Annotated in this window: 20 protein-coding genes and 2 tRNA genes; 11 read left to right on the plus strand and 11 right to left on the minus strand. The window is 63.4% G+C overall.

What is annotated here, in order from left to right; all coding sequences use genetic code 11:
- Positions 1-216: 216 nt before the first annotated feature.
- The 5 genes from NKI73_RS06030 to NKI73_RS06050 form a co-directional block, all read right to left on the minus strand.
- Positions 217-1,359 carry a slipin family protein gene (locus NKI73_RS06030; protein WP_352627941.1) on the minus strand — a complete coding sequence of 381 codons (1,143 nt, stop codon included), beginning with the start codon at positions 1,357-1,359 and terminating at the stop codon, positions 217-219.
- A 365-nt stretch (positions 1,360-1,724) separates the two neighbouring features.
- Positions 1,725-1,793 (minus strand) — tRNA-Leu (locus NKI73_RS06035).
- A gap of 2 nt (positions 1,794-1,795) precedes the next feature.
- Positions 1,796-1,869: transfer RNA gene (locus NKI73_RS06040), tRNA-OTHER, on the minus strand.
- Between the two features lie 226 nt (positions 1,870-2,095).
- On the minus strand, positions 2,096-2,644 hold the full coding sequence (locus NKI73_RS06045) for a histidine phosphatase family protein (protein WP_352627942.1): 549 nt from the start codon (positions 2,642-2,644) through the stop codon (positions 2,096-2,098).
- Positions 2,645-2,747: 103 nt separating this feature from the next.
- Positions 2,748-5,768, minus strand: a complete 3,021-nt coding sequence (locus tag NKI73_RS06050; protein ID WP_352627943.1) for a caspase family protein — start codon at positions 5,766-5,768, stop codon at positions 2,748-2,750.
- A 169-nt stretch (positions 5,769-5,937) separates the two neighbouring features.
- On the opposite strand from NKI73_RS06050, the gene NKI73_RS06055 reads away from it, so the two are divergent.
- From NKI73_RS06055 to NKI73_RS06065, 3 genes are all read left to right on the plus strand, one after another.
- A complete protein-coding gene (locus tag NKI73_RS06055; protein ID WP_352627944.1) occupies positions 5,938-6,885 on the plus strand; it encodes an AEC family transporter in 948 nt (315 codons plus the stop codon).
- 226 nt (positions 6,886-7,111) lie between these two features.
- On the plus strand, positions 7,112-8,569 hold the full coding sequence (locus tag NKI73_RS06060) for an NAD-dependent succinate-semialdehyde dehydrogenase (protein WP_352627945.1): 1,458 nt from the start codon (positions 7,112-7,114) through the stop codon (positions 8,567-8,569).
- Positions 8,570-8,660: 91 nt separating this feature from the next.
- Positions 8,661-9,683: an aldose epimerase family protein gene (locus NKI73_RS06065; protein WP_352627946.1), complete on the plus strand. Its 1,023-nt coding sequence runs from the start codon at positions 8,661-8,663 to the stop codon at positions 9,681-9,683.
- Between the two features lie 141 nt (positions 9,684-9,824).
- On the opposite strand, the gene NKI73_RS06070 is transcribed toward NKI73_RS06065, so the two are convergent.
- A complete protein-coding gene (locus NKI73_RS06070) occupies positions 9,825-10,745 on the minus strand; it encodes a sugar kinase (RefSeq protein ID WP_352628138.1) in 921 nt (306 codons plus the stop codon).
- Between the two features lie 150 nt (positions 10,746-10,895).
- Between NKI73_RS06070 and NKI73_RS06075 the strand changes: the two genes are divergently transcribed.
- Positions 10,896-11,345 (plus strand): FixH family protein, encoded by a 450-nt coding sequence (locus NKI73_RS06075; RefSeq protein ID WP_352627947.1) that lies wholly within the window; start codon positions 10,896-10,898, stop codon positions 11,343-11,345.
- A 7-nt stretch (positions 11,346-11,352) separates the two neighbouring features.
- A complete protein-coding gene (locus NKI73_RS06080) occupies positions 11,353-12,552 on the plus strand; it encodes a cytochrome-c peroxidase (protein ID WP_352627948.1) in 1,200 nt (399 codons plus the stop codon).
- A gap of 1 nt (position 12,553) precedes the next feature.
- Here NKI73_RS06080 and NKI73_RS06085 read toward each other — a convergent pair whose 3' ends face one another.
- Positions 12,554-13,006, minus strand: a complete 453-nt coding sequence (locus NKI73_RS06085) for an Lrp/AsnC family transcriptional regulator (protein WP_352627949.1) — start codon at positions 13,004-13,006, stop codon at positions 12,554-12,556.
- 163 nt (positions 13,007-13,169) lie between these two features.
- Between NKI73_RS06085 and putA the strand changes: the two genes are divergently transcribed.
- Complete coding sequence (gene putA, locus NKI73_RS06090) at positions 13,170-16,778, plus strand: bifunctional proline dehydrogenase/L-glutamate gamma-semialdehyde dehydrogenase PutA (protein ID WP_352627950.1); 3,609 nt, start codon at positions 13,170-13,172, stop codon at positions 16,776-16,778.
- A gap of 12 nt (positions 16,779-16,790) precedes the next feature.
- On the opposite strand, the gene hmuQ is transcribed toward putA, so the two are convergent.
- The 4 genes from hmuQ to NKI73_RS06110 all read right to left on the minus strand — a co-directional run bounded on the left by hmuQ (position 16,791) and on the right by NKI73_RS06110 (position 20,898).
- On the minus strand, positions 16,791-17,105 hold the full coding sequence (gene hmuQ, locus NKI73_RS06095) for a heme-degrading protein HmuQ (RefSeq protein WP_027039045.1): 315 nt from the start codon (positions 17,103-17,105) through the stop codon (positions 16,791-16,793).
- Positions 17,106-17,169: 64 nt separating this feature from the next.
- A complete protein-coding gene (locus NKI73_RS06100; RefSeq protein ID WP_352627951.1) occupies positions 17,170-18,180 on the minus strand; it encodes an energy transducer TonB family protein in 1,011 nt (336 codons plus the stop codon).
- A 91-nt stretch (positions 18,181-18,271) separates the two neighbouring features.
- Positions 18,272-18,715, minus strand: a complete 444-nt coding sequence (locus NKI73_RS06105; protein WP_352627952.1) for a hypothetical protein — start codon at positions 18,713-18,715, stop codon at positions 18,272-18,274.
- Positions 18,716-18,720: 5 nt separating this feature from the next.
- Complete coding sequence (locus NKI73_RS06110) at positions 18,721-20,898, minus strand: TonB-dependent hemoglobin/transferrin/lactoferrin family receptor (protein ID WP_352627953.1); 2,178 nt, start codon at positions 20,896-20,898, stop codon at positions 18,721-18,723.
- A 198-nt stretch (positions 20,899-21,096) separates the two neighbouring features.
- Here NKI73_RS06110 and hemP point away from each other — a divergent pair, with 198 nt between their 5' ends.
- From hemP to NKI73_RS06135, 5 genes are read left to right on the plus strand one after another with little or no spacing between them, the layout of a single operon-like run.
- Positions 21,097-21,303: a hemin uptake protein HemP gene (hemP, locus tag NKI73_RS06115; RefSeq protein ID WP_258594231.1), complete on the plus strand. Its 207-nt coding sequence runs from the start codon at positions 21,097-21,099 to the stop codon at positions 21,301-21,303.
- A 22-nt stretch (positions 21,304-21,325) separates the two neighbouring features.
- Positions 21,326-22,387, plus strand: coding sequence for a hemin-degrading factor (locus tag NKI73_RS06120; RefSeq protein ID WP_352627954.1), 1,062 nt, complete (start codon positions 21,326-21,328; stop codon positions 22,385-22,387).
- An 11-nt stretch (positions 22,388-22,398) separates the two neighbouring features.
- Positions 22,399-23,289: a heme/hemin ABC transporter substrate-binding protein gene (locus tag NKI73_RS06125; protein WP_352627955.1), complete on the plus strand. Its 891-nt coding sequence runs from the start codon at positions 22,399-22,401 to the stop codon at positions 23,287-23,289.
- A gap of 11 nt (positions 23,290-23,300) precedes the next feature.
- Positions 23,301-24,398 carry a FecCD family ABC transporter permease gene (locus NKI73_RS06130; RefSeq protein ID WP_352627956.1) on the plus strand — a complete coding sequence of 366 codons (1,098 nt, stop codon included), beginning with the start codon at positions 23,301-23,303 and terminating at the stop codon, positions 24,396-24,398.
- A 23-nt stretch (positions 24,399-24,421) separates the two neighbouring features.
- Complete coding sequence (locus NKI73_RS06135) at positions 24,422-25,213, plus strand: heme ABC transporter ATP-binding protein (RefSeq protein WP_352627957.1); 792 nt, start codon at positions 24,422-24,424, stop codon at positions 25,211-25,213.
- The last annotated feature ends 112 nt before the right edge of the window (positions 25,214-25,325 follow it).

Consider the following 25,325-nt stretch of genomic DNA (forward strand, 5'->3'; position numbering starts at 1 on the left):
GGCGGGCTCATCGGCGCCGCTTTTTGTTGGGGCGCTTTTTAATGTTTTTTTCCCGGCACTAATTGGCGTGCGCCGGGGGGCGCTTTGGGGTGGGGCGCCTCTAAACCTCACCACGGCCGGCGGGCCCCCCGGGCGCCCCTTCCGTTGACGTTACGTCAGCCTTTCTTTCGATGCATGTCGTTTCCCCAAAACCGCAACCATTTTGGGCGACATGCATCAGCTGTCGCGGAGCTTGACCAGGTCGTTGAGCAGTCCGCCCGTTCCGTTGTGGACGGTCAGCCGCTCGACCTTGCCGGCGATGGTTTCCAGAGCCTCAAGCTCCTTCAGCCGCAGCATCACCGGGTTTTCCGCCATCACCCTGGCCGTGTTGAGCAGCGAACGCGTGGCGTTCGTCTCCTCGCGGCGGCGGATGATGTTGGCCTCGGCCTGCTTTTCAGCCGACACCACCTGGTTGAGGATCTCGCGCATCTCGCCCGGCAGGATGACATCCTTGAGCGCGATATCGCTGACCTCCACTCCGATCTCAGCCATATCGGCGCGAACCTTGGCCGCCGCCTCCTCGTCGATCGTCACCTTCTTTTCAAGGATCTGGTCGAGCATGAGCGCGCCAAGCGTCTTGCGGAAGGCATACTGCAGGGCGCGGTAGAGGGCTTCGGAGAAGTCCTTCACCATGCTTACCGCCTTGACCGGATCAACAACCCGGTACTCGGCTGATATGTTGACGCGGATCGTCACGCGATCCTTGGTCAGCACTTCCTGCCCGGCAACGTCGAGCGACTGGCGCTTGAGGTCGACGACCTTGATCTGCACCATGCGTCCGACGTTCCAGAAGCCATGCACGCCCGCCGTCAGCGTCCTAACCAGGACACCGTCGATGAACAGCAGTCCGGCCTGACCGTCGACGACCGGATGGACGGACATCAATTCCGTCTTCCGGGCCTGGCCGAGCCGGCGCATGACCGCCGCATCGATCGCGAGATCGACCGATGTGTCGATCAGCGTCACCTTCCACGGACCGGCATCCGTCCACAGCACCAGCTTGCGATCGGGCGCCAGAACGGCGTGCAAATTGCCGTCACGCTCGATGACGGCGACATCCGTGCGCCCGGTACGAACGACGGTGAAATGACGCGCGGCCACATCCGGGAGCTTGTCGAACAACGCCTTCTCGTATGCCGAAACGAATTCCGGGTTCTTCAGATCGTGCCGGGACACTTCGAGGCTGCCGCGCCGGTTGGCGAGCCAATGTTCGCCCGGCATCAGGACAGCCTTGATCTCACCCTTGTGCAGGGTGAGGGCACGTTCGTTTTCCCTTACGAGGACGCGCTCGCGTCCAAGAACCTTGTCGAGAACAGTCATTGTCTTACTCCTGTCGGGCATGGCCCCATGCGAGGCGTCAAGTCATGCGTCGATCTTCCCTTCGTTTCTCGTTTCACATCGTCTTGCGTCATCGTCCGGGCACGAATGATCCGGGGACTGGTGGCATCAATCCGCGGCGGGCCTTCGGGAGCGGATCGCGGGGCAGCGAAGCGGGCGCCGGAAGCCTTGGCCTCCCTTGCCGGCGACACAGCGCCTTGATCGTCACCGCGGGCCTGGCCGCGAGCCGATGGCGAAGACTCTCGGGATGATCCGTGCCCGAGGGCCTGGGCCATCCGTCCAGTCTTTCGCGTTCCAGTCCCCGGACCGTTTTCAGATAACACCTGGTAGGGTGCTGGCTTATCAGGCCAATGGAGAAGGAATCGAACCTTCGACAGTCAGATTCTCGATCTGATGCTCTACCCAACTGAGCTATCCGTGGTGCAGATGAAGGGAATTGAACCCCCGACCTCCGGACCCAAATCCGGCGCTCTCCCGCTGAGCTACATCCGCGATCCCAATCCCCAAAGCGGCGCCGTATACAGGGCGGCAAAGCCGCCTGCACGGGCGGAGACGAAAGCTCCAACCGTTGTGCTCGCTTCGGTTCTCGTGACCGGGAGCGCGCCTATAGCCCCTGCGACGGGTTGTCGCAAGCGGCATTGTCGCGGCCAATTTGCGGCTTCTTTCAATGGTGGCATTTCGGCAACACCGATCCAATGCTGAAGGGAGCGTCGGAACTTCAGAAGGTGACGCGGCCGAGCACGCGCAGGCCATCGCCTTGCGGTTCGACGACCACGGCCTCGCCTTCGCGGGGCGAAACGCCGGTCAGAGCCACGATGTCCTCCAGATGGGTGACCATGACCAGATTGTCGGAGCCGGAATAGGCACGGATTTCCTTGATGATGACCGCGATCTGCGCCGCCTTCTGGGTCTCATCGCCTTTCAGGAGATCAAGCGGCGCGAAGAGCTCCGGCTCGGCCTCGAAAGCGGTGCGCGCGGTGTCCAGACAACGGCAGTAGCGGCTCGACAGCACGCGCTCGATGGGTGCCGCGCGTGCCGCAAACAAGGCGCCGATCTTGCTCGCCTGCTGCTTGCCGCGCGCCGACAGGTTCATCTGGGTAGCGCAGTTGTCGATGTCGAAATTGGCCGGATCGGTGGTGCCGGTGACCATGGCATGGCGCAGCAGCACGACATGGCCGCCATCGCGCAACAGCGCCCAGCCTGCATCGGTAGCGTGAGCCACGCGGGGAACAACCAGCAGGAATAACGCCAAGGCAAATCGAATCATCCGCTATCCTTCTCCGGTTCCCGGCAAAGGGTTCCGGTGACAGGACATATAGGGACGGCAAAGCCAGCCGAAAGACAAGGCTCGGCCGGCGGGAAGCGTGGCTCTACTTCTTCGCCAGCTGCTTCTTCACCAGATCGATCTTCTGGTCGGTCAACGGGATGGGAAGCGTGTAGCCGGCTTCGGTAAAACCCTGCTTGGCGTTTTCGAAAAATTCGATGGCTTTCAGATATTCCGGCTTACCAGCGCCATAGCTGGCGCGGTTCCAGTGGATGTCGCCGAGATTGTTCTGTTCGAAGGCCCATTGCATGGGCAGGCTTTCCCTAGTGAACACCCTCAGCGCCGCCGTGAAGGCAGCCTCAGCATCAGCGAGATATTTGTCGGTTCGTTCGAGATTGCCGAGGTTGAGCAGGCTCATGCCGATGCCGTTCTGCGCGTTGGCCCAGTCGACCGGTGCGGTATCGATGGTCAGCACTTCAAGTGCCGCCCTGCGGGCCGCGATCGACTCAAGCAAGGTCTTGGGGTCGGCATTGTTCATGCTCAACCAATGCAGCGTCGAGCCGAGGCCGGCCTGGGTCAACGCCCATTGCCGCGGGTTCGTCTCGCGCCTGTATTCGCGCAACGCATCGCGGTAAGCGTCGACCGCGTCGCTGTAATGCTCGGGCTTGTCGGTGACGCCGCCCAGAAGCTGCAGTGTGTTGCCGAGATTGTAGTGGCTCATTGCCCAGTCGAGAGGGAATTTCCGTCTGACATAGACCTGCCGGGCGGCCTGGAACGCCGCAGCTGACTGCTCCAGCTTGGCCGCGTCGCGGGTGCGCTGGCCAAGCGTCTGATAGATCGAACCGAGATTGTTCTGCGCCGACGCCCAGTCCATCGGGAAACGCTGCCGGGTAAACACCGTCAGCGCATCGTCATAGGCGGCCGCGGCCTCCTCGAGCGCGCCCGTGCCCATATCGAAGCGGGCGACACCGCTCAGCGCGTTGCCGAGGTTGAGCCGGCTGGTTGCCCAGGAGACCGGGAAGGTTTCACGGGTTCGGACCTCGAGCGCGGCACGGAACGCGTCGGCCGCCTCGTTGATCCTGGTCTTGTCGTTAAGCTGGATGCCGAGCGACACCAGCGTGTTGCCGAGATTGTTCTCGACCATCGCCCATTCCACCGGCGCTTTTTCGCGCGTGTATTCTTCGAGCGCCAGCCGGTAGGCGGCTTCGGCTTGCGTCAGATGCTCGCTGGCGGGTTCGCGTTCGGAAAGCGCATAGAGGGCCAGGCCGAGGTTGTTCTGCGAGGCGGCCCAGTCGAGCGGCACCTTGTCGCGCGGGCGCTTCTCGAGTGTGGCGCGCATCGCCACCACCGCTTCATTCAGGCGCTTCGGGTCGCTCTCGCGTTCGCCGATCTTCAACAACACATTGGCCAGATTGTTTTGCGCGGCAGCCCAGTTGAGGTCGTCCTTCTCGCGCTCGAACACGACAAGGGAATCGCGAAAGATCCGAGCCGCTTCTTCGAGGTGAGCCGTTTCGGTCTCGCGCTCGCCGATGGTCTGCAGCACCACCGCCATGTTGTTGCGGGTGATCGCCCAGTCGCGGTTTTGTTCGCCATTGGGGATGAAGTTCAGGATGGTGCGATAGGCCTCGATGGAGTGTTGCAGCGCATCCAGGTCACCAGTGGCGTAGCCGAAAGCATTCAGCGCCTCGGCTTCCTGGTTCTTGTAGTTCCAGCGCAGCTTGTCGTCCCATTTTTCGGCTAGCGAAAATGCCTTGGCGTAGTCGCCGGCGGCGGATCTGTAGTCGAAGACCAGCGCCGAGGCATCGGCCCGCCTGGCATAGATCGCGGCATCGGCAATGCGCTTCTGCTTGACGAGATCCTCGGCTTCATCGACCGCATCGTTGGTCTGCTCGACCCGGCCGACCGCATCGTCGAGGAATTTGCGCGCCGTCACGATGGCGCCCTGGCCGATCGCCTTGTCGGCGGAGGCGACCAGGCGTTTGATCTCCGGATCGTCGGTGCGCAGCGCGGCACGCTCGGACATCATCTTCTTCAGGCGCTCGGCCTGGGCATCGAGCACCTTTTGCAGGTCGCCCGGATCTTCGGGGATCTTTTCCGTGCCGAGCGCCTTCAGCACGCCATAGAGCGCGTCGAGCGGCACGCCTTCCTGCAGCGAGGCCAGTTCCACCTGCGCCCGTTTCGGGTCGGGCAGGTCGGAAATCGTCAGCAGCAGCTGGCGCCGTTCGCCGGTGATCAGCCCGTCGTCGCCGGTCGGTTCAGCTGGTGCGACACCAAAATAGAGCAGCCGGCGCAGGCTTTCATTGACCCAGGGGCGCTGCTTTGCCTTGGTGTCGAGATAGACTTCTTCGGTCACCATGCGCATGACCGAGCCAAACTCGGTGCCCTTCATCGCCGCGAGGTGGCGCAGCAGGGCGGACGCGTAAGGGCTGTTTTCGCCAGCGGCGCCATCGAGCGCCGGACGACCCGGTTCGGCGGCAAAGCCGACCACCGTACCCAGGTTCGCGTCGGCCGCCGGCGCATTGCCGAGCGCCTTGGCGCCGCGCACCGGCTCCAGACCACCGGCACCGATCGGCGAGGCGGAGGCGGTCGGCGCGCGCCGCACCATGGCATCCGCGGGGAACGGATTGGTGCGGCAGGCATCGAGCAGCACGATCGTCACCGGCACGGTCGCTTTCAACGCATCCATGATTGCGGATATCGGCACCAGCGCCTGGTCGGCATCTTTCAATGACGACACGTCGGCATCGACCGGAACCAGGTAGTTCTCGCCGCCGGCCTCGATGCCGTGACCGGAATAATAGATGAAGGCGACGTCGGCGCCTTCTGCATCCTCCGTAAAGCGCTCCAGGTCGCGCTTCAGCTTCGCGGCGTCGCGATCGGTGACGCTGCGGGCGTCGAAGCCGAGATCGGTCAGCATCTTGGCCATGTCGCGGGCGTCATTGGCCGGGTTGGGCAGGGCGGCTATGTGCTCGTATGTCGACTGGCCGATGATCAGCGCCACGCCCTTGAGGCCTTTCGTCTCGGCAACTGCAAGCGTCGTCGCGGCAAGGCAAAGCAATGCGGCGACGAAAGCCTTCAGCCACGCCTGCCGCAAAAGATTACGCTTCGAGGTTTCGACAAAGGTCATTTGTCGTTCGTGTCCGCCCTGATGATCCAAGCCCTCTATAATGCTGTCAGTCTACCATGATCAAATTCGGGCATGAAATTCGGGCATGAAATTCGGGCATGAAATTCGGGTGCGATTGCGCCGTGACCGTGGCTCGCCTATCACGGGAAACTCGCCTGTCACGGTAAAAATGTCTCCGCTCACCGAAACCGTCCTTTTCGTCTTCAGCCTTGTGGCGCTCGGCTACCTCGCCGGGTTGACCGGCTATTTGAAACCGGCGAGCGGCGAGGGGATAGCCGATTTCGCAGTCAGCGTGGCGATGCCACTGCTGTTGTTCCAGACCATGGTGAATGCCGATTTCCACGGCGTGGCACCTTGGTCGCTGTGGGGCGCCTATTTCGCGGCAGTGGCAATCACCTGGGCCGCCGGCCATCTGGTCACGACCCGGATCTTCGGCCGGGATGCCCGCGCCGGCGTCGTCGGCGGAGTTTCATCGGCCTTTTCCAATATCGTGCTGCTCGGTGCTCCCTTTATCCTCGGCATATTCGGAGCGGACGGTTTCGAGGTGCTGTCCTTGCTGGTGTCGGTGCATCTGCCGATCATGCTGATGGCCTCGATCGTGTTGTTCGAAGTCTTCGGCCGCGGCAGCGGCGAACCCGTGCATCCCTTGCGCGTTATCCGTAGCTTCCTCAGGCGGCTTTTCATGAATCCGTTGATCATCGGCATTCTGGCAGGGCTTGCATGGCGCATCACCGGCGCGCCGCTGCCTGATGTCGCCATGCGCCTGGTCGATGCGCTGGCCGGTACGGCGGGGCCGGTGGCGTTGTTCGCCATGGGGCTCAGCCTGCGTCGCTTCGGCATTTCGGGCAATGTCAGGCCGGCGCTGGTGCTTTCGGCGTTGAAGCTGTTCCTGATGCCGGCGCTGGTCCTGGTCTTCGTCTGGCTGCTCGGCCTGCCGCCCTTGACGGCCAAGGTGGCGGTGATGGTGGCCGCGATGCCATCCGGCGTCAATTCCTATCTGATCGCGGTGCAGTTCAACACCGGCCAGGCGTTGGCGTCGAACCAGATGACCATTGCCACCGCCTGCGCCGCCGTCACCACCGCTTTCTGGCTGACGGTGGTGCTCCACGTTTTCTGATAGGGTATGTCGATATTCAGATGATACCGGCCCGCGATCGGCATGTCATAGGTCGGCCTGCTCTCGCCTCGGGCTGGTCCAACCCCTATATGCCATCTTGCGATTGCTTGCGGACCTTGCCCTAGGTAAAGAGCAGTGGCTCCGGCGTGCCGGCCGCAGTCCATGGCCCACGCTCACCGAAGACTTCACAGACCGGCCCGTCAGCGCGCCGAACGGAGGATAGACCATGCTTCAGAAAACCAGCCATTTCATGCGGCAGGCCAATCTCATCAATGGCGAGTGGGTGCAGGCCGACAGCGGCCAGACGGTCGACGTCAACAACCCGGCCACCGGCCTCAAGATCGGCACCGTGCCGAAGTCCGGCAAGGCCGAGACCCGTCGCGCCATCGAAGCCGCCGCCGCCGCCTTCAAGTCGTGGCGCAAGACGACCGCGCTCGAGCGCTCGAAGCTGCTGCGCAAGCTGCACGACGCGATGATGGACAATCAGGACGTGCTGGCCGAATTGCTGACCATCGAGCAGGGCAAGTCGCTGTTCGAATCAAAAGGCGAGATCGGCTCGGCGGCGTCCTATATCCTATGGTTCGCCGAGGAGGGCCGCCGCACCTACGGCGACGTCGTGCCTTCGCCATGGGCGGACCGCCGCATCCTGGTGACCAAGGAGCCGGTCGGCGTCATCGCCGCCATCACGCCGTGGAATTTCCCGTCCTCGATGCTGGCCCGCAAGCTTGGCCCGGCGCTCGCCGCCGGCTGCACCGCGGTCGTGAAGCCTGCCTCGCAGACGCCTTATTCAGGTCTCGCCTGGGGAGCGCTCGCCGAGGAAGTTGGTTTCCCCAAGGGTGTCATCAACATCCTGACCGGTTCGGCCAGCGAGATCGGCGACGAGATCTGCGCAAATCCGCTGGTGTCGAAGATCACCTTCACCGGCTCGACGGAGGTCGGCAAGCTTCTCATTCAGAAGTCGTCCGTCACCGTCAAGAAGGTGTCGATGGAGCTCGGCGGCAACGCGCCGTTCATCGTCTTCGACGACGCCGATCTCGAACGCGCCGTCGCCGGTGCGATCACCGCCAAATATCGCAATTCCGGCCAGACTTGCGTTTGCACCAACCGCTTCCTGGTTCAGGCCGGTGTCTATGACAAGTTCGTCGAGAAGCTCGCCGCCGCCAGCAACGGGCTGAAGGTTGGTTCCGGCCTCGAGGACGGCGTGCAGCAGGGACCGCTGATCGACGAGAAGGCGGTCGAGAAGGTCGAGGAGCTGATCGCCGACGCGACTTCCAAGGGCGGCAAGATCGTTGCCGGCGGCAAGCGCCATGCGCTCGGCGGTTCGTTCTTCCAGCCGACTGTCATCGCCAACGCCACACCCAAGATGCGCTTCATGAAGGAAGAGATCTTTGGGCCGGTAGCACCCGTGTTCAAGTTCGAGACCGAACAGGAAGCCATCGCGCTTGCCAACGACACCGAATTCGGCCTCGCCTGCTATTTCTATACCGGCGATCTCGGCCGCGCCTTCCGGGTCATGGAAGGGTTGAAATACGGCATGGTCGGCGTCAATGAAGGCCTCATCACCACGCCGGAGGCACCGTTCGGCGGCGTCAAGGAATCGGGCCTCGGCAAGGAAGGCGGACATCAGGGCATCGAGGATTACCTCGACACCAAATATGTCTGCATCGGCGGCCTCGGTCTCTGATAGGCTACCTCTGAGATGGGGGGCCGATGGCCTGCCCATCTCTCATGGGAAAACCAGCCGAAATCCTCTGGATCAACTGACATTTACGGGCATGGCGATGAAGGACGGCGAGGTTTTCGGTACGACGCAGGCAGGCGAGGCGGTGCGTCGCTTCACGATCAGGGGCGGCGGTATCACCGCCAACATCATCGGTCTAGGCGCTATCATCCAGGATCTGCGCCTGACCGGGCACGATGCACCGCTGGTGCTCGGCTATGACAATCTGGGATCCTATGAGACCGACACGGCCTTCTTTGGCGCGGTCGTCGGCCGCTATGCCAACCGCATCCGCGACGGCCGTTTCACCATTGGCGGCAGCCGCTACCAGACCGAGCAAAATTTCCTCGACAAGCATACGCTGCATGGCGGTTCGCAAGGTTACTCCCATCGGCCGTGGACGGTTTCCTTGCATGGCAGGGATTTCGTCACGCTGACCCTGCACGATCCCGACGGCACGATGGGTTTTCCCGGCGCGCTTGACGTCACCTGCACCTACCGGCTGAAGATCCCCGGCACGCTCAGCGTCGAACTGTCCGCCACCTGCGAGGAACCGACGCTGTGCAATCTCACCCAGCATTCTTATTTCAACCTGGATGATGGCGGCGCCGGCGACATTCTCGACCACAGGATGATGCTGAATGCCGGCGCCTATCTGCCGGTCGATGGCGACATGATCCCGACCGGAGTGGTCAAGCCGGTTGACGGCACGCCGTTCGATTTCCGCCAGGCGCGGCCGCTGCGTATGGAGACCGAGGGTGAACAACTGCCCTACGACCAGAATTTTTGCCTTGCCGCGTCACGTGGACCACTCAAGCAGGCGGCATGGACGCAAGGCGCCAATTCCGGTGTCGAGATGGAAGTCTGGACCACCGAGCCCGGCGTTCAGCTCTATACCGGCCAATATGTGACGCCGCGCACCGGGCTGGAGGGGCGCAACTACAAGGCCTTTTGCGGTTTCTGTCTGGAGCCGCAGGTGTGGCCGGATGCGCCGAATCGGCCATATTTCCCACAGGCGACGCTGTGGCCGGGCGCGATCTACCATCATGTCACAGAATATCGTTTCCGCCTGCCTTAAGGTCTGCCGATATTCAGGTGAGGCCGGCCTGCAAACAGCAGTTTCCTGCGCTTCCGGTGCTTACGCACCCAAAAGTACGCTCCGCTCCGGTTCTCGGAACCTACTGTTTTCGGCTCGGCCTGACCTGAATCTCACCGGACCTTAGCCTTCGAAAGCGTTTCGCAACGTCTCGAAAGGTGCCAGCGCGCCGCGCACCTGCACCACGGCGGCGGCGACACGATGGGCACGGCGCGCGGCTTCCAGCGGGTCGTGGCCGGCGAGTCGGGCCGCAAGGTAGCCGCCGTTGAAGGAATCGCCTGCGCCGGTCGTATCGACGGGGTCGGTGACATGGATCGCCGGGACTTCGCACAGCGTTCCTCCTTGGGCAATCAGCGCCGGTGCTTCGCCATTCTTGACGACGATCTCGCCAACGAGTTGCCCGAGCCGCTCTGCGGTCGCCTGCGGTGTTGCATCGCCGAACAGCATCTGCTCGTCGGGGAAGGTCGGCAATGCGATGTCGGTGACGGCAAGCGCTTCGGCGATCGCGGCCTGCGCCTCCTCACGATTGCGCCAGAGCCGCGGCCGGTAATTGGGATCGAATGCGACACGTGAACCAGCCGAGCGCGCCTTGGCGACGGCCGCTAACAGGGTGGCGCGCGCAGCCTCGTCCAGAATTGCCAAAGTAATTCCGCTGAAGTAGGCAAGAGACTGATTTTCCAGGCTTTTCGATAATGCTGCAGGATCAGAGGCAAGCTGCCGCGCAGCGGCGTCGGAACGCCAGTAGGTGAAGGAACGCTCGGCGCCGGTGAGCGTGATGGCATAGAGACCAGGCCGTGCCCCGGCTATCACCGGGCTGGAGCCGATGCCAATGCCGTTCTCGGCGAAAAAGCCGATCTGGCCTTGCGAAAACGGATCGTCACCGAAGGCGGAGACATAGGTTGCCGGCCTCTCAGTGCTCAACGCGTGCAGCGCCCACAGCGTGTTGAACGTGTCGCCGGCAAAGCCCATGCGCCAGTTCGGTCCCGTCTGGCCCGACAGTTCGAGCATGCATTCGCCGATCGAGGCGACGCCGTTTCCCGCCATCTGCAATCCTCCAGTGATCTCGCTGCTGTAGCTTTTTGCCACCGGCAGCGCCATGCTTGGCAAGCAGGGTTTTTTCCGCCATGGCGTTTTCGCACAGCTGGCGGGATGCGATCCGTCCGGCAGAGCGTTGTCTGCAGAAGAGGAAACGGTTTGGCATCGATATGGCGCTATCTTCTGGCAGGTCTTGGTCTGGCTGCCTTGCTGGTCGGCATTCTCGCGGTCGTCTATCTGACGGCGCCGCGGTCGTCGCAGCCCGCCGGCCCGGATGTCTCCCGGACGAAGAAAACCGCCAACGGGCTGTTCGTGGCAAGTTTTTTGCCGGAGCGAGGCGTTGTGCGGCAAGGCCAACTGCAATCCTGGCTGCTGACGCTGAAGACAAAGGCTGGAGCGCCGGTGGAAGGGGCCGCGATCGCGATCTCCGGCGGCATGCCGCTGCACAGTCACGGCCTGCCGACCAGCCCGCAGGCGACCGACTATCTCGGCGACGGGCGCTATCGCATCGAAGGGGTGAAATTCACTATGAGCGGTTGGTGGCAGCTGCATTTCGCCATTTCGGCCACGGCCGGCTCCGACACCGTGGTCTTCAACGTGGTGCTGTGAGCAAGAAATGAGGCGGCTTTCACGTTTTCTGGCGCTGATGGTTACCGTTATTGTTGCCGGTTGCGGCAAGCCTGACTTTTCCGACGCCGAGAAGAAGACCATCGCCTCGCTGGCGCTGTCGGCACTGCCGCCGCTGAAACCCGACACCACCAATCGTTTTGCCGATGTGCCAGCCGCCGCCGCACTCGGCTCGACGCTGTTCTTCGATCAGGGCATGAGCCGTGACGGCACGGTATCCTGTTCGACCTGCCATAAGATCGACCGTCAATTCCAGGATGACCTGCCGCAAGCCGTCGGCGTCGGCCACACCAACCGGCGCACTATGCCGCTGGCCGGCGTGGCGCGCGATCCTTGGTTCTTCTGGGACGGCCGCCGCGACAGCCTGTGGGCGCAAGCGCTGACGCCGCTCGAAAATCCGCTGGAGCAGGCGGGAAACCGCACTGCCTACGCGCATTACATCAAGGCGCGCTTCGGCGAGCGCTATGAGCGCATTTTTGGTCCGCTGCCCGATCTTTCCGGCATGCCGTTGAATGCCAGCCCACAGGGAAATGATGCCGAGAAGGCTGCCTGGAACGCGATGAGCGGTGCGCAGCGTGACGCCATCAACGGCGTCTATGCCAATATCGGTAAGGCGATCGCCGCCTTCGAACGCTCGATCGAGCCGGTGCCGACGCGCTTCGACCGCTTTGCGCTGGATCTCGTCACCGGCGCCGAGCCGAAAGGGGACGCCGCCTTCTCGAAGGAGGAAATCCTTGGGCTGAAACTGTTTATCGGCAAGGCCAACTGCGTGACCTGCCACAACGGCCCGCGCTTCACCGACAACGGTTTTCACAACACCGGCGTGCCGCCCGTTGCCGATCTGCCGCCGGATCGCGGCCGTATCGATGCCGTGGCCCAAGTCGAGGCCGACCCGTTCAACTGCTTCGGCGCCTATCGCGATGGCGACGCCGGCGCCTGCGGCGAACTGCGCTTCATGGTCAAGGATGCGCCGCAACTCATCCGCGCTTACAAGACGCCGTCGCTGCGCGGGGCCGCGACCCGTCCGCCCTACATGCACGCCGGTCAGTTCTCGTCGCTCGACGAGGTGGTTGCGCATTACGCCAAGGCTGCGCCCAGCGTCGAGGGGACATCCGAAGTTCACCCCCTGGAGTTGTCGGATCGTGAGCGTGCGGCGCTGGTGGCTTTCCTGAAGACGCTTTCGGAGTGAGTTACCGATCCTTGACCGTCTCCATTGCCACGAATGTCGAGGTCTGGGCCACATGGGGCAGGGCCGAGATGCGCTCGCCCAAGACGCGGCGGTAAGCGGCGATATCCCGGGTGCGGACTTTCAGCAGATAGTCGAAGCTCGACGCCATCATGTGACACTGCTCGATCTCCGGCACGGCGTGTACGGACCGGTTGAAGGCGTCGAGCGCGGCGGATCGCGTATCGGACAATTTCACCTGGACGAACGCGACGTGGCCTTCGCCTATCCGCTCGCGGTCGATGATCGCCTGGTAGCCCCTGATGTAGCCGTCCTTCTCCAGCCGCTTCACACGTGCCTGCACCGGCGTCTTCGACAGGCCGACCTTTGCCGCCAGTTCCGACATCGAAAGCCGTCCCTCGCTTGCCAGCGCCGCCAGAATATTCCTGTCGATGCGGTCCAATTGGTCTTCTGTCATCGAAAGTGCAGTCCATATGATAATTCTAGGCCGCTAGGATAGATCGAATGAGCTGCAATGTCGATTTCTTTGGACCGACTGAAATTTCTCACTTGTGCTAGCTTGCGCCTTTCGGTCCGGTGACCGCCGGCCCGCTCCCTGATGCTCGCTCCGCAGGACCGCCATGCCGCTCGATACCATCCGCCAGCAGATTCGCGCCAACTACCTTCCCGATGAAGACGAGGCCGTGAAGCGGCTGGCCGAGGCGACGGGGCTCTCCGCGAAAGACCGCAAGGCGATCTCGGCCCGGGCCGCCGATCTGGTGCGGGCGGTGCGCGGCTCGTCCGACCCGCGGCTGATGGAGGTTTTTCTCTCCGCCTATGGTCTCTCCACCAAGGAAGGCGTGGCACTGATGTGCCTGGCCGAAGCGCTGCTGCGCGTGCCCGACACCGAAACCATGGACGACCTCATCGCCGACAAGATCGCACCGCATGACTGGTCCGCGCATTCGGGCGGTTCGAGTTCGATCTTCGTCAACGCCTCGACCTGGGCGCTGATGCTGACCGGTCGCGTCCTCGACGAGGGCGAAGGCGGCATCGAAGGCACGCTGCGCTCAATGGTGCGGCGGCTCGGCGAGCCGGTCATCCGCAAGGCAGTGGCCGCCGCCATGCGCGAAATGGGCGAGCAGTTCGTGCTCGGTCGCACCATCACTGAAGCCGTCAAGCGCGGCCGGCCGATGACGCAGAAGGGCTATCTCTATTCCTTCGACATGCTGGGCGAGGCGGCTCGCACCGAGGCCGACGCCTTGCGTTATCACAAGGCCTATGCCGACGCGATTTCGTCGCTCGATTCCGGCTCCAACGGCCCTGATATCAGGCAGAACCACGGCATTTCGGTCAAGCTTTCGGCGCTGCATCCGCGCTACGAAGTGGCGCAGAAGGATGAGATGCTGCCGGTCATGGCCGAGCGACTGCTGTCGCTGGCGCTTGCCGCGCGCCATTCGCGCATGGGCTTGAACATAGATGCTGAGGAAGCCGACCGCCTCGATCTGTCGCTCGACGTCATCGAACGGGTGCTGGCCGAGCCGGAACTCGCAGGCTGGAACGGTTTCGGCGTCGTCGTCCAGGCCTATGGTCCGCGCGCCGCCTTTGCCATCGACTGGCTTTACGCGCTGGCCAAGAAATACGACCGCAACATCATGGTGCGGCTGGTCAAGGGCGCCTATTGGGACACCGAGATCAAGCGGGCGCAGACGCTCGGATTGTCAGGCTATCCCGTCTTCACCCGCAAGGCCAACACCGACGTCTCCTACATCGCTTGCGCGAAAAAACTGCTTGGCATGACCGACCGCGTCTATCCGCAATTCGCCACCCACAATGCCCACACCGTTGCCGCCATCCTGTCGATGGCCGACAATCGCGATACCTTCGAGTTCCAGCGCCTGCACGGCATGGGCGAGGCGCTGCACGAGACAGTGCGCCGGGCCGAAGGCACGCGCTGCCGCATCTATGCACCGGTCGGTGCGCATTCCGATCTGCTTGCCTATCTGGTCCGCCGGCTGCTGGAGAACGGCGCGAATTCCTCCTTCGTGCACCAGCTGACCGACGAGGATGTCGAGCCGGAGGACATTGCGCGTGATCCGCTCGAAACGGTCGAAAGCCAAGGTCCGGCCGCCAATCCGGCGATTGCCCGGCCTTCCCAGATTTTTGGGGCCGGCCGCCGCAACTCGAAGGGTTTCGATATCACCGACACGGTGACGCTGGCGACAATCGACAAGGCCAGGGCGGCATTCGCTGGGCCGGACCGCTGGCATGCCAAACCGATCACCCGCGCCGCCGGCTACGGCAAGCAGCGCGCGATCGTCAACCCGGCAAAGCCTTCCGAAGCGGTCGGCACGGTCAGCGAAGCCGCTGCCAAGCAGGTGGCGACCGCCGTGCGCTTTGCAGTGGAAGCGCAACCGGCCTGGGCGAAGCGTCCCGTGGGCGAGCGCGCGGCCATCCTGAACCGCGCTGCCGATCTCTACGAGGCGAACGCCGTCGAATTCTTTGCGCTCGCCACAAGGGAGGCCGGCAAATCGCTGGCCGACGGCGTCGCCGAGGTGCGCGAGGCTGTCGACTTCCTGCGCTACTACGCCACTGAGGCGGCCGATGCGGAGGCGGGCACGCAAGCGCGCGGCGCCATCGTCTGCATTTCGCCGTGGAATTTCCCGCTCGCCATCTTCACCGGCCAGATCGCGGCAGCGCTTGTCACCGGCAATTCGGTCATCGCCAAGCCGGCCGAGCAGACGCCGCTGATCGCCTTCCGCGCTATCGAACTGCTGCGCGAGGCCGGTGTGCCGGAAGACGTCATCCAGTTGCTGCCTGGCGACGGCCCATCGGTCGGCGGGCCACTCACCGCCGATCCGCGCATTGCCGGCGTTTGCTTCACCGGCTCGACCGAGGTCGCCAAGCTGATCGAGAAACAACTGGCCGAGACGGCCGCGCCCGACGCCATGCTGATCGCCGAGACCGGCGGCCTTAACGCCATGATCGTCGATTCCACGGCGCTGCCCGAACAGGCAGTGCGCGACATCCTGGCCTCGGCCTTCCAGAGTGCCGGCCAGCGCTGCTCGGCGCTGCGCGTGCTCTACGTGCAGAAGGACGTCGAGAAGAAGATGCTGGAGATGCTGAAGGGCGCCATGGAAGCACTCAGCATCGGCGATCCCTGGCGGATTTCAACCGATGTCGGCCCGGTCATCGACGACGAAGCGCAAAGCTCGATCCGCGAGTACTGCACGAAAATGGGCCTGCAGGGTCGGCTGATCGCCAAGCTCGATGCACCCAAGGAGGGCCGCTTCGTCGCGCCGCATGTCTTCCGGGTCAAGGGCATCGAGGACATGGAGCGCGAGGTGTTCGGGCCGGTGCTGCATGTCGCGACCTTCGACGCCGACGAGATCGATGCGGTCATCGCCGCCATCAACCGCAAGGGCTATGGCCTGACCTTCGGCCTGCACACTCGCATCGAGGGGCGCGTACAGCATTTCGTCGACGGCATCCATGCCGGCAACATCTACGTCAACCGCAACCAGATCGGCGCCGTGGTCGGTTCGCAGCCGTTTGGCGGGGAGGGGCTGTCCGGCACCGGACCCAAGGCCGGCGGTCCGCACTATCTCAGGCGCTTCCGCAAGGGGCCGGAGGCCGGAACCCATGTGCAGGATGGCCATAAGGTCACGGCGACCGAACTTGCCGACAATCTGCCCGATCCCGCACTTGGCGGCTGGTCGACGCGCCCGGACCGGATCGCCATTCTGAGGAAACATCTGCGCGGCAAGGGTGCCGCGGCCATTGGTGCCGCCGCTGGCATCGACTTCGGCCAGGTCGATCTGCCCGGACCGACCGGCGAGGCCAATACGCTGTCGCTGTCGCCACGCGGGCGGGTGCTGTGCCTAGGCCCCGATGGCGACACGCTGTTGGCGCAGACGATCCAGGCGCTCGCCGCCGGCAACGCGGTGCTGGCGGTTGCGCCCGGCGCGCCGGCAGCCCTTTCCGCATTGACTGGCAAGGGCCTCCCCCTGGCCGCCATAGACGGTCGTCCCGATCCGGTCGAAGCGCGCTCGCTGCGCGTCGATGTCGTGGCTTTTTCCGGCACGCCCGAGGCCGCGCGCATCGTGCGCAAGGTCATTGCCGACCGCTCCGGCCCGATCGTGCCGCTGGTCAGCGAGGTGCTGAACCCGGCGGCCTATGCACATGAACGCGCCGTCTGCGTCGACACCACCGCCGCGGGCGGCAATGCGAGCCTGCTGGCCGGGGCTTGACCCGGCCAGTCGTTACGCACCTTCGACGACGGAAAAACCCTCAAACTGGGGGTGGCCGAGATAATGGACCTTTGTCGTGCCGACATTTCGGTGGGCGGCCCGAAAATTCTCCGATTTGGTCCAGGCGATAAAATCATCATGGCTCGCCCACACCGTGTGCGACGCAAACAGCGTGTAGCCTTCGGTCTCGTTGACGGGGCCACGCAGCAGATGGAATTCCCTAAAACCCTTCATCTCCGCGAGGCTGGAGTCGCGGTTCTTCCATACGGCTTCGAAATCGTTCTCCGAGCCGGTCTGCACCTTGAAGCGGTTCATGGCGATGTACATGGTGGTTCCTTTCAGAATTGATGGACGACGATTGACCGTTGGTTTGGAAACGGCGAACCGGGGCTCAAAACGGACCGATTGCGCCGGTGAAGACGAGACTGTCGCCGACCTTTGGCGGGATGGGTGGAAAGGGTGCTGCCTTGCGCACGATGCCGAGCACGACCTGATCGAAATCTGGCGATCCGGAGCTTTGCAGGATGCGCAGTTCATCGATGCCGCCACGGCTGCCAATGACGAATGTCACAACGGCGTTGTTGCGTGCGGTCAATTGCACCGAAGGTGGAACGCCGCGATTGACGCGGCTGAGCTTTCTGATGACGTCGCTGCGGTAGCTGTCTTCCACGGCGCTGCCTGCCTCTTTCTGCTTCTTGCCCTTGCTGGCGGCCTGCGCCAGCCGGTCCTGACCATCCGCCGTGCCGCGCTTCTCATCCGTCGCCTTTGAAGGGGCAGCAGCCGTAGTTGGCCTGGCGCTGGGAATCGGCGGCTGCTCCGGAACGGCCACGGTCGCATCGGCGCTCTCGGACTGAACGGTCGACCGTGCCGGCGTTTCGGTCTTGGGAGCCACGCTCTGGTCATCGGGGCGTGGGGCGCCGGCGACCAATATGTCTGGCGTAACTGGCGACTGTTTGACAGGTTCCGGCAAAGGCTTGAGCGGCGGCTTTGCCGCTTCCTCGGCTGGTTGAGAAGGCTCCGTTGGCGGCGGCTTGGGCGGCGTTGCCGGCTGTGGTTTGGCCGGTTGCGGGTTCGGTACCAGCGCAACATTTATGGCCGCCGGATCTTTATCCAGCGTGCTGCCGACCACGTTGCTGCCCGACTGATCACTGCCTTCCGGCTGCTCGGCATCCTTGGAATCGAATGTCCCCGAAGGCGAGATCAGAAAGGCCGCCGCCACAGCGGCATGGAGCAGACACGAGACGATGATCGCTGCCGTCCATTTGCTGTTCCAGGCCGATGGCCGCGGCAGCGCAAGCGGCTCGGTTGGCGTTATCGCCAGCTCGGCGCCAGCTTCGGGGAGGGGACTGATATCCTGCATGTCTCGCGTCGAGACCTGCAGCGACCCGAGCAGAATTGTCAAATCAAGATCGCTTGGTCCAGAGGACAGCGCGCGGAAGCCGGCCACAGGCCATGCCACTGTGTTTCGCGTGAATGCGGGATGCAGTCCCACCTCAGACGCCGAAAGCGATACCGGTCTTGGTGTCCGTCTTCAGCTTGCGCATGCAGGCATTCGGTTCGACGCCGGTGCCGGTGCATTCGGTCGCGCTGTTGATCAGCACTCGGCTGACTTTAGCGCATTCGGTGCCGGCCAGATCGAAACGCGTCACCTTGGTCTTGCCCGCCGGCAATTCCTTGAAGTCGAGCACTGTCAGCCGGTCGACCACGCCGGCTTCATTGAACAGTGCGATCTCGAACGCCGCCTTGGAGAGGTCGGCGCCGAGATTGTTGTTGACCACGAAGGTCAGGCGGCAACCCTTGTCGGAGGGTTGCGCAGCGTTGAGTTCGAGGCTGAGCGCGGGGACCGGCGCGGACTGTTGTGCCCACGCCGGAACCATCGCAAGCGACATCGCCAGCGTCGAGGTCAGCAGACGAAGGGATGTCGTCAAGCTCGTCATTGTCATCAGCCTCCAAACCGCATCGTTGCCGCCAGCTTCAGCGTTATGCCCGGCTCGTAGACCACGACTGTCGTGCTGCCGTTGAGCGGGTTGGCGTATTTGACATCGAACAGATTGTCGGCGCGGAAATCAACCTTCAGATTGTCCGTCGCCTGATAGCTGGCGAAGGCATTGACCAGCGTATAGTTCTTGGCCACCGCATTGCCCTTCGGCTTGCCATTGTACTGCACTTCGCCACCGACGGTCAGCTTGTCCTCGAGGAAGCGCAAGCCGAGCTGCGCCGTGACCTGGGAGGAGGGGATGGTGGCGAGATCTGCCCGGTCGCCTTCATATGAGATCGTGTGACCGTTGATGATGGAGGCCGAAAGTCCGGCATAGCCCCATGCCGCGTCGTAAACGCCTTCCATCTCGAAGCCGTTGATCTTGGCCTTGGCGAAATTCTGATACTGGAAGCAGATCGGTATGCCGGGGCCGAACGGGCAGCCACTGGTCGGGTCGAACGGCGACAGCGTCACGCCATCGATATAGTCGTCGACATCGTTGTTGAAATACGCCGCCTTGAGACGAAACGCGTCGCCAGCCTCGAGGATATCGTTCTGCTTGTAGTTGACGCCGAATTCGGTCGTCTTGCCGGTCTCAGGCCGCAGATTGGGATTGGGCAGGAACGGGAAACTGACGCCCGCCGGGTGATTGCCGCTGATCAAGGTCTCGGTGATCGATGGCGAGCGATAGCCCTCGGCGTAGGTGCCGTAAAACTGAAGGCCTGCAAGGCCTGCCGATTCGAACGGTGAGACACCGACAGTGATCCGGGGCGATACCCTGTCGCCAGATATATCGTGAGTGTCATCCTTCAAGCTGTAGCTGTCGTAGCGAAGACCGGCGATGACTTCGAGCCAATCCCAGGTGAGCTTGTCCTGGATGTAAGCGCCTGACACGTTCCGCTTACCGGAGGGCGTGTAGAAACTGTCGCCGCCGGCCGTGCCGCCAGTCTTGACATTATCGCCGGCCCAGTCGCCGCCATAGGTCAGTTCGTGCGCGATACCCGCGGTCTCGAATCTGGATGTGTTCCAGATATCGATGCCGGTCGTGCCGATATCGAACGTCGATGTCGAGCCAGCCGGCAACACCACGGGAAGGCCGGTGCTCGGATCAAACCGTTTGAGAGGAACGAGGCTGGTCAGGTCGAGGTTGGTCTTGTTGTAGGAGGTGTTGATGTGGAGATCGAGCCAGCTCTTGTCCTCATCCGTGATGTTGTAGCGGGCCGTGAAGGTGTTCGACTTCAGGTCGACGTCATTGACGGGCACGCCGCCGCTGATCTCGTTCCAGCCGTCGCTTGAGCCGACCCAGCCGAGCTTCAGTTCGCTGTTGTCGGTCGGCCGGATGGTGGTCTTGAGCAGGCCGCTGAGCACGTCGAAACCGGTGCCCTTGACGGTGTCGCCGCCGCCATCCTTGTAATCGTCGTAGTCGCGGTAGACTATGTTGCCGAGCGCATCCCAGTTCTCGTTGAGGCGGTAGGCGCCGGATGCGCTGGTGGTCCAGCCCTTGCCGTTGCTCTCATAGCGTCCCGTGACGGAACCGGCCCACGTCTCGTCCGGCTTGAGAAAGTCCGTGGCGTCCTTGGTGTCGAAGAAGACGACGCCGCCGATGGCGCCCGAGCCGTAGGTGTTGGCGACTGGACCACGGATCACATCGACGGATTTGACGAGTTCCGGGTCGATATAGAAGGTCGACTGCGTGCCGTGGTCGGAGCGCTGGAAATTCTGCCGTGCGCCGTCGACGATAACGGCGACGCGGCCGAAATCCTGCAAGCCGCGGATGTTGATGCTGGTGCTGACGCGCCTGGCGTCGGCCTGCGCCGCTACACCGGGCACGCCGAGCAGCATCTCGTTCGGCGTCGTCGCCATGCGGCGGTCGAGCTGTTCCTGGCCGACATGGCTGGCCGACGCCAGCGATTCGATCGCCGTCTCGCCGGTGCGGCTGATGACGAGGATCTTGTCGAGCAGCGTCGCTCCCGCCGGTGCCGCCTTTTCCTCGTCAGCCTTCTTCGTCTGATCCGCCGGCTGCGCCGCCTGCTGGGCGTTGGCCAGTTGCGCCGACAAGGCGATCGCCGCCACGCTTGCCAGCAAAGCCGCCGCGCCGTTCATTGCCGACCGGCCGCGCCATTTCCAAGTCACCAACCCCATGCCCCAACTCCAAAGTCCAGGTTTCATGCTGGCTGGCCCGGGGCTGGCTGGCATTTTTGATCTTATCCGGCGTCTTAAATCTTGACTCATTTAATCCGGTATTGCACTGACTAGTAAACATGATTATTCAAGTCAAGATATGAATCGGATTACGCAACGCCTAGCCAGACGCCCGGCACAGGAAAGGGATCGATCCAGATGAACACCCACAATCCCAACGATTTTCGCTATCGCGTCCGCCGTTCCGACGATGCCTCTACCCGTTTCGACCGGGTTCCGCTGGCGGTGCGAACCCTGTCCAGCAACACCCTGTTCCAGGGCGAACACGAGATCGGCATCGAGCATCATGGTGCGCTCTACCGGCTGAAGATCACCCGGCAGGGCAAGCTCATTCTCAACAAGTAAGGCAAGGCAGTAGGGACGAGACATGGACCAGCGCGTAAAACCCGCCCCGCATGAAATCCGGCGGGCACGGACAGACAATCCAAAGGCGCGCGAGCGTGATCTGGCTGCCCAACTCGGCATTTCGGAGGCCGAGCTGGTCGCCGCGCATTGCGGCGACGGCGTCGTCCGCATCGAGCCGCGCGTCAACGATCTGCTGACCGGCCTCGAGGCCGTCGGCGAGGTCATGGCGCTGACCCGCAATGAAAGCGCGGTGCACGAAAAGATCGGCGTCTATGACAAGGTCGTCACCGGCAACCACAATGCCATGGTGCTTGGCGAAAACATCGACCTGCGCATCTTCCCGAAGGTGTGGGTGCATGGCTTTGCCATGGAAAAGCGCGATGGCGACGAGATCCGCCGCAGCCTGCAGTTCTTCGACGCGGCAGGCGAGGCCGTGCACAAGGTGCATCTGCGGCCGGCCTCCAGCCTCTATGCGTATCAAAAATTGGTCGCCGCGCTCGAATCGTCCAATCAGGAGCCGACGGTCGACATTTCAGGGCCACTCCCCGATGACGAGATCCATGGCGACGAAACGACCGCCAATCTCGACGACCTGCGTGACCGCTGGAGCCGGCTGACCGACGTGCACCAGTTCTTCGGCATGCTGAAGACGTTGAAGCTCAGCCGCCGGCAGGCGGTGCGCATGGTCGGCCAGGACTATGCCTGGCTGCTCGACAATGACGCTGTCCGTGCCATGTTCCGTCACGCCGCGGAAGGCGAGATACCGATCATGTGCTTTGTCGGAAACCGCGGCTGCATCCAGATCCATTCCGGATCGATCAAATCCATCAAGCCGATGGGACCATGGATCAACGTGCTGGACGAAACCTTCCATCTGCACCTGCGAACCGACCACATCCACGAGGTCTGGGCCGTGCGCAAGCCGACCAAGGACGGTCATGTCACCTCGATCGAGGTCTATGACGCCGGGGGCAAGATGATCATCCAGTTCTTCGGCAAGCGTCATGAGGGCGAGAGCGAGCGTGACGATTGGCGGTTCCTGGCAGAGAACCTGCCGCGCATCCCAAGCCCGACTGCAGCCTGAGGAGAACGACAATGGGTTGCATTTCCAAGATCATCGCCGGGCCGGCGATCGGTCTGTCCCTTGCTTTCGTCGCACTGCAACCTGTCAATGCCACGGAAGGCACGGCCGTGTTTGCCGATCCCTCGAGGATTGCGGCCATTGGCGGCTCGATCACCGAGATCGTCTACGCGCTCGGCGAGGAGAAGCATCTGGTGGCGCGCGATTCCACCAGCCGGTATCCCAAGGCGGCGCTTGAGCTGCCTGATGTCGGCTACATGCGCGCTCTGTCGCCGGAAGGCGTCCTGTCGGTCAATCCCACCGGCATCCTGGCGCTGCATGGCAGCGGTCCCAAGGAAGCCGTCGATGTCTTGAAGAAGACGAGCGTCCCATTCATCGAAGTGCCTGAGCACTATAGCCACGAAGGCATCCTCGAGAAGGTCCGCATCGTCGGCAAGGCGCTTGGCGTCGATACCAAGGCCGAGGTGCTGGCCAAGGAGCTTGATGCCAAGCTCACGGCAGCCGAACAGCAGACGGCGTCGATCAAGGAGCGCAAACGCATCCTGTTCGTGCTGTCGATACAGGGCGGCAAGATCCTGGCGGCCGGCAGCGAGACCGCCGCCGACGGCATGGTCAGGCTGGCTGGCGGCGTCAACGCGGTCGAGGGCTTTTCCGGCTACAAGCAAATGTCCGACGAGGCTGTTGTCACCGCCAGGCCGGACGTGATCCTGATGATGAGCAATGCCGGACCGCCGGTATCGGACGACGAATTGTTCGGCAATCCGTCGATCGCCTCAACGCCGGCCGGAATAGCGCGCAAGCTGATCCGCATCGATGGCGGGTACCTGCTCGGCTTTGGGCCGCGTACGGCCGACGCCATCCACGACCTCGCTGTCTCGCTTTATGGCGGGCAGGTCACGGACTGAGCAGGCAGATCATGGTCGATCAATCGATCGCCGGTCCGGTGATGGCAAGCGCATCCGAAGGCGACCGGTCGGGCCGCGCCCGCATCGTCATCCTTCTGCTGTGCCTGGGGCTCGTGGCCGCCGTTTTTCTGTCGCTGACATCGGGGGCGTCGGACGCATCGGCCGTCAACGTCATCGGCGACTGGCTGTTCGGCGCCGTGCCCGGCGACGCCGCGCTGAGCGCCCGCGACAGCCTGATCGTCTACGACATCCGCCTGCCGCGTATTATCCTCGGCATGCTGGTTGGCGCGGCGCTCGCGGTCTCCGGCGCGGTCATGCAGGGGCTGTTCCGCAATCCGCTAGCCGACCCCGGCCTGATCGGCGTTTCGGCCGGCTCCAGCCTGGGCGCGGTTGCCGTCATCGTGCTCGGCGCCACAGTGTTGGCTCCGGTGACAGCCTTGCTCGGCACGCTTGCACTTCCGTTGGCGGCCTTCTCCGGCGGGCTCGCCACGACGCTGGTGCTCTATCAGGTTGCGACTCGGCGAGGGCAGACCTCGGTCGCCACCATGCTGCTCGCCGGCATCGCGCTGGCAGCACTCGCCATGGCGCTGACCGGCATCCTCATCTTCATGGCCGACGATCGCCAGTTGCGCGACCTGACCTTCTGGCAGCTCGGATCGCTCGGCGGCGCGACCTGGGCGAAGATTGCTTCCGTCGGGCCGATCATCGTGCTGGCGCTGGCGGCGATGCCATTCCTGGCACGCGGCCTCAACGCGCTGGCGCTGGGCGAGGCGACCGCCGGCCATCTCGGCATTCCGGTGCAGCGGCTGAAATACACGGCCATCGTCGGCGTCTCGGCGGCGGTCGGCGCATCCGTCGCCGTCAGCGGCGGCATTGGCTTTGTCGGCATCGTGGTGCCGCATCTGCTGCGCCTGCTGATTGGTCCGGACAATCGCTATCTGCTGCCGGCGTCGGCGCTGCTCGGCGCCTCGCTGCTGCTTCTGGCCGATGCGGTGGCGCGCACCATCGTGGCGCCGGCCGAATTGCCGATCGGCATCGTTACCGCGATCGCGGGCGCGCCGTTCTTCCTTTGGATCCTGCTGCGCAAGCGCGGCGTAGTCGACCTGTGAGTCGTTTATTTGCGAGAGTTGGGATGATCGAGGCAAGGGACGTTTCGGTTGATATCGCCGGCAGGCCTATCGTCGCCGGTGTCGATTTCCACGCGCGCCCCGGCGAGATCGCTGCCATCGTCGGCCCCAATGGTTCGGGCAAAACGACCTTCCTCAAGGCGCTTTCCGGCGAACTCGCCTATACCGGGCGCATCGCCCTCAACGGCCGGGATCTCTGCGCGATGAAGCCGGTTGAGACCGCCGTCCATCGGGCAGTGTTGCCGCAGGCGACGACGCTGTCGTTCCCGTTCACGGTGCGAGAAGTGGTCAAGCTTGGCCTTGTCGGCGGCCGCTCGGGCGTCTTGCCGGGGGAGGATGCGCGGCTGCCGGAACGGGCGCTGGCGCGCGTCGATCTCGACGGCTTTGCCGGACGCTTCTACCAGGAGCTTTCGGGCGGCGAACAACAGCGCGTCCAGCTTGCGCGCGTGCTGTGCCAGGTCTGGGCGCCGGTGCTCGACGGCAAGCCGCGATACCTCTTCCTCGACGAGCCGGTTTCCAGCCTCGACATCAAGCACCAGCTGATCATCATGAACATTGCCCGCGACTTTGCCAGAAGGGGTGGCGGCGTGGTCGCCATCCTGCACGACCTCAATCTCACGGCCATGTATGCCGACCGGATCTTCGTCATGCACCGCGGCCGGCTGGCCGCCGCCGGGTCGCCTCAGGACGTGCTGAGCGATGACCTGATCGAGAAAGTGTTCGACTGCCGGCTCAGGGTCGGCGTGCTGCCGGCCGGGAACATGCCGTTCGTGCTGCCGCAATCGGCGGTCAGCTGATATTCAGGTGAGGCCGGTCTGCAAATGGCGGCTTCTTGCGCTTCCGGCATCAATTGTGGAAGTCGGCACCCCTCATTGCCCTGCCGGCATTTCTCCCCTTAGAACGGGCGAA

The sequence above is a fragment of the Mesorhizobium sp. M0496 genome (genome assembly GCF_040321205.1).
Classification (GTDB): Bacteria; Pseudomonadota; Alphaproteobacteria; order Rhizobiales; family Rhizobiaceae; genus Mesorhizobium.

What these genes read in the sequence shown, in the direction of transcription:
- NKI73_RS06030 (WP_352627941.1), bottom strand. Translation starts at nt 1,359, where the DNA reads ATGACTGTTCTCGACAAGGTTCTTGGACGCGAGCGCGTCCTCGTAAGG.
- NKI73_RS06045 (WP_352627942.1), bottom strand. Translation starts at nt 2,644, where the DNA reads ATGATTCGATTTGCCTTGGCGTTATTCCTGCTGGTTGTTCCCCGCGTG.
- NKI73_RS06050 (WP_352627943.1), bottom strand. Translation starts at nt 5,768, where the DNA reads ATGACCTTTGTCGAAACCTCGAAGCGTAATCTTTTGCGGCAGGCGTGG.
- NKI73_RS06055 (WP_352627944.1), top strand. Translation starts at nt 5,938, where the DNA reads ATGTCTCCGCTCACCGAAACCGTCCTTTTCGTCTTCAGCCTTGTGGCG.
- NKI73_RS06060 (WP_352627945.1), top strand. Translation starts at nt 7,112, where the DNA reads ATGCTTCAGAAAACCAGCCATTTCATGCGGCAGGCCAATCTCATCAAT.
- NKI73_RS06065 (WP_352627946.1), top strand. Translation starts at nt 8,661, where the DNA reads ATGGCGATGAAGGACGGCGAGGTTTTCGGTACGACGCAGGCAGGCGAG.
- NKI73_RS06070 (WP_352628138.1), bottom strand. Translation starts at nt 10,745, where the DNA reads ATGGCGGGAAACGGCGTCGCCTCGATCGGCGAATGCATGCTCGAACTG.
- NKI73_RS06080 (WP_352627948.1), top strand. Translation starts at nt 11,353, where the DNA reads ATGAGGCGGCTTTCACGTTTTCTGGCGCTGATGGTTACCGTTATTGTT.
- NKI73_RS06085 (WP_352627949.1), bottom strand. Translation starts at nt 13,006, where the DNA reads ATGACAGAAGACCAATTGGACCGCATCGACAGGAATATTCTGGCGGCG.
- putA (WP_352627950.1), top strand. Translation starts at nt 13,170, where the DNA reads ATGCCGCTCGATACCATCCGCCAGCAGATTCGCGCCAACTACCTTCCC.
- hmuQ (WP_027039045.1), bottom strand. Translation starts at nt 17,105, where the DNA reads ATGTACATCGCCATGAACCGCTTCAAGGTGCAGACCGGCTCGGAGAAC.
- NKI73_RS06105 (WP_352627952.1), bottom strand. Translation starts at nt 18,715, where the DNA reads ATGACGAGCTTGACGACATCCCTTCGTCTGCTGACCTCGACGCTGGCG.
- NKI73_RS06110 (WP_352627953.1), bottom strand. Translation starts at nt 20,898, where the DNA reads ATGGGGTTGGTGACTTGGAAATGGCGCGGCCGGTCGGCAATGAACGGC.
- hemP (WP_258594231.1), top strand. Translation starts at nt 21,097, where the DNA reads ATGAACACCCACAATCCCAACGATTTTCGCTATCGCGTCCGCCGTTCC.
- NKI73_RS06120 (WP_352627954.1), top strand. Translation starts at nt 21,326, where the DNA reads ATGGACCAGCGCGTAAAACCCGCCCCGCATGAAATCCGGCGGGCACGG.
- NKI73_RS06125 (WP_352627955.1), top strand. Translation starts at nt 22,399, where the DNA reads ATGGGTTGCATTTCCAAGATCATCGCCGGGCCGGCGATCGGTCTGTCC.
- NKI73_RS06130 (WP_352627956.1), top strand. Translation starts at nt 23,301, where the DNA reads ATGGTCGATCAATCGATCGCCGGTCCGGTGATGGCAAGCGCATCCGAA.
- NKI73_RS06135 (WP_352627957.1), top strand. Translation starts at nt 24,422, where the DNA reads ATGATCGAGGCAAGGGACGTTTCGGTTGATATCGCCGGCAGGCCTATC.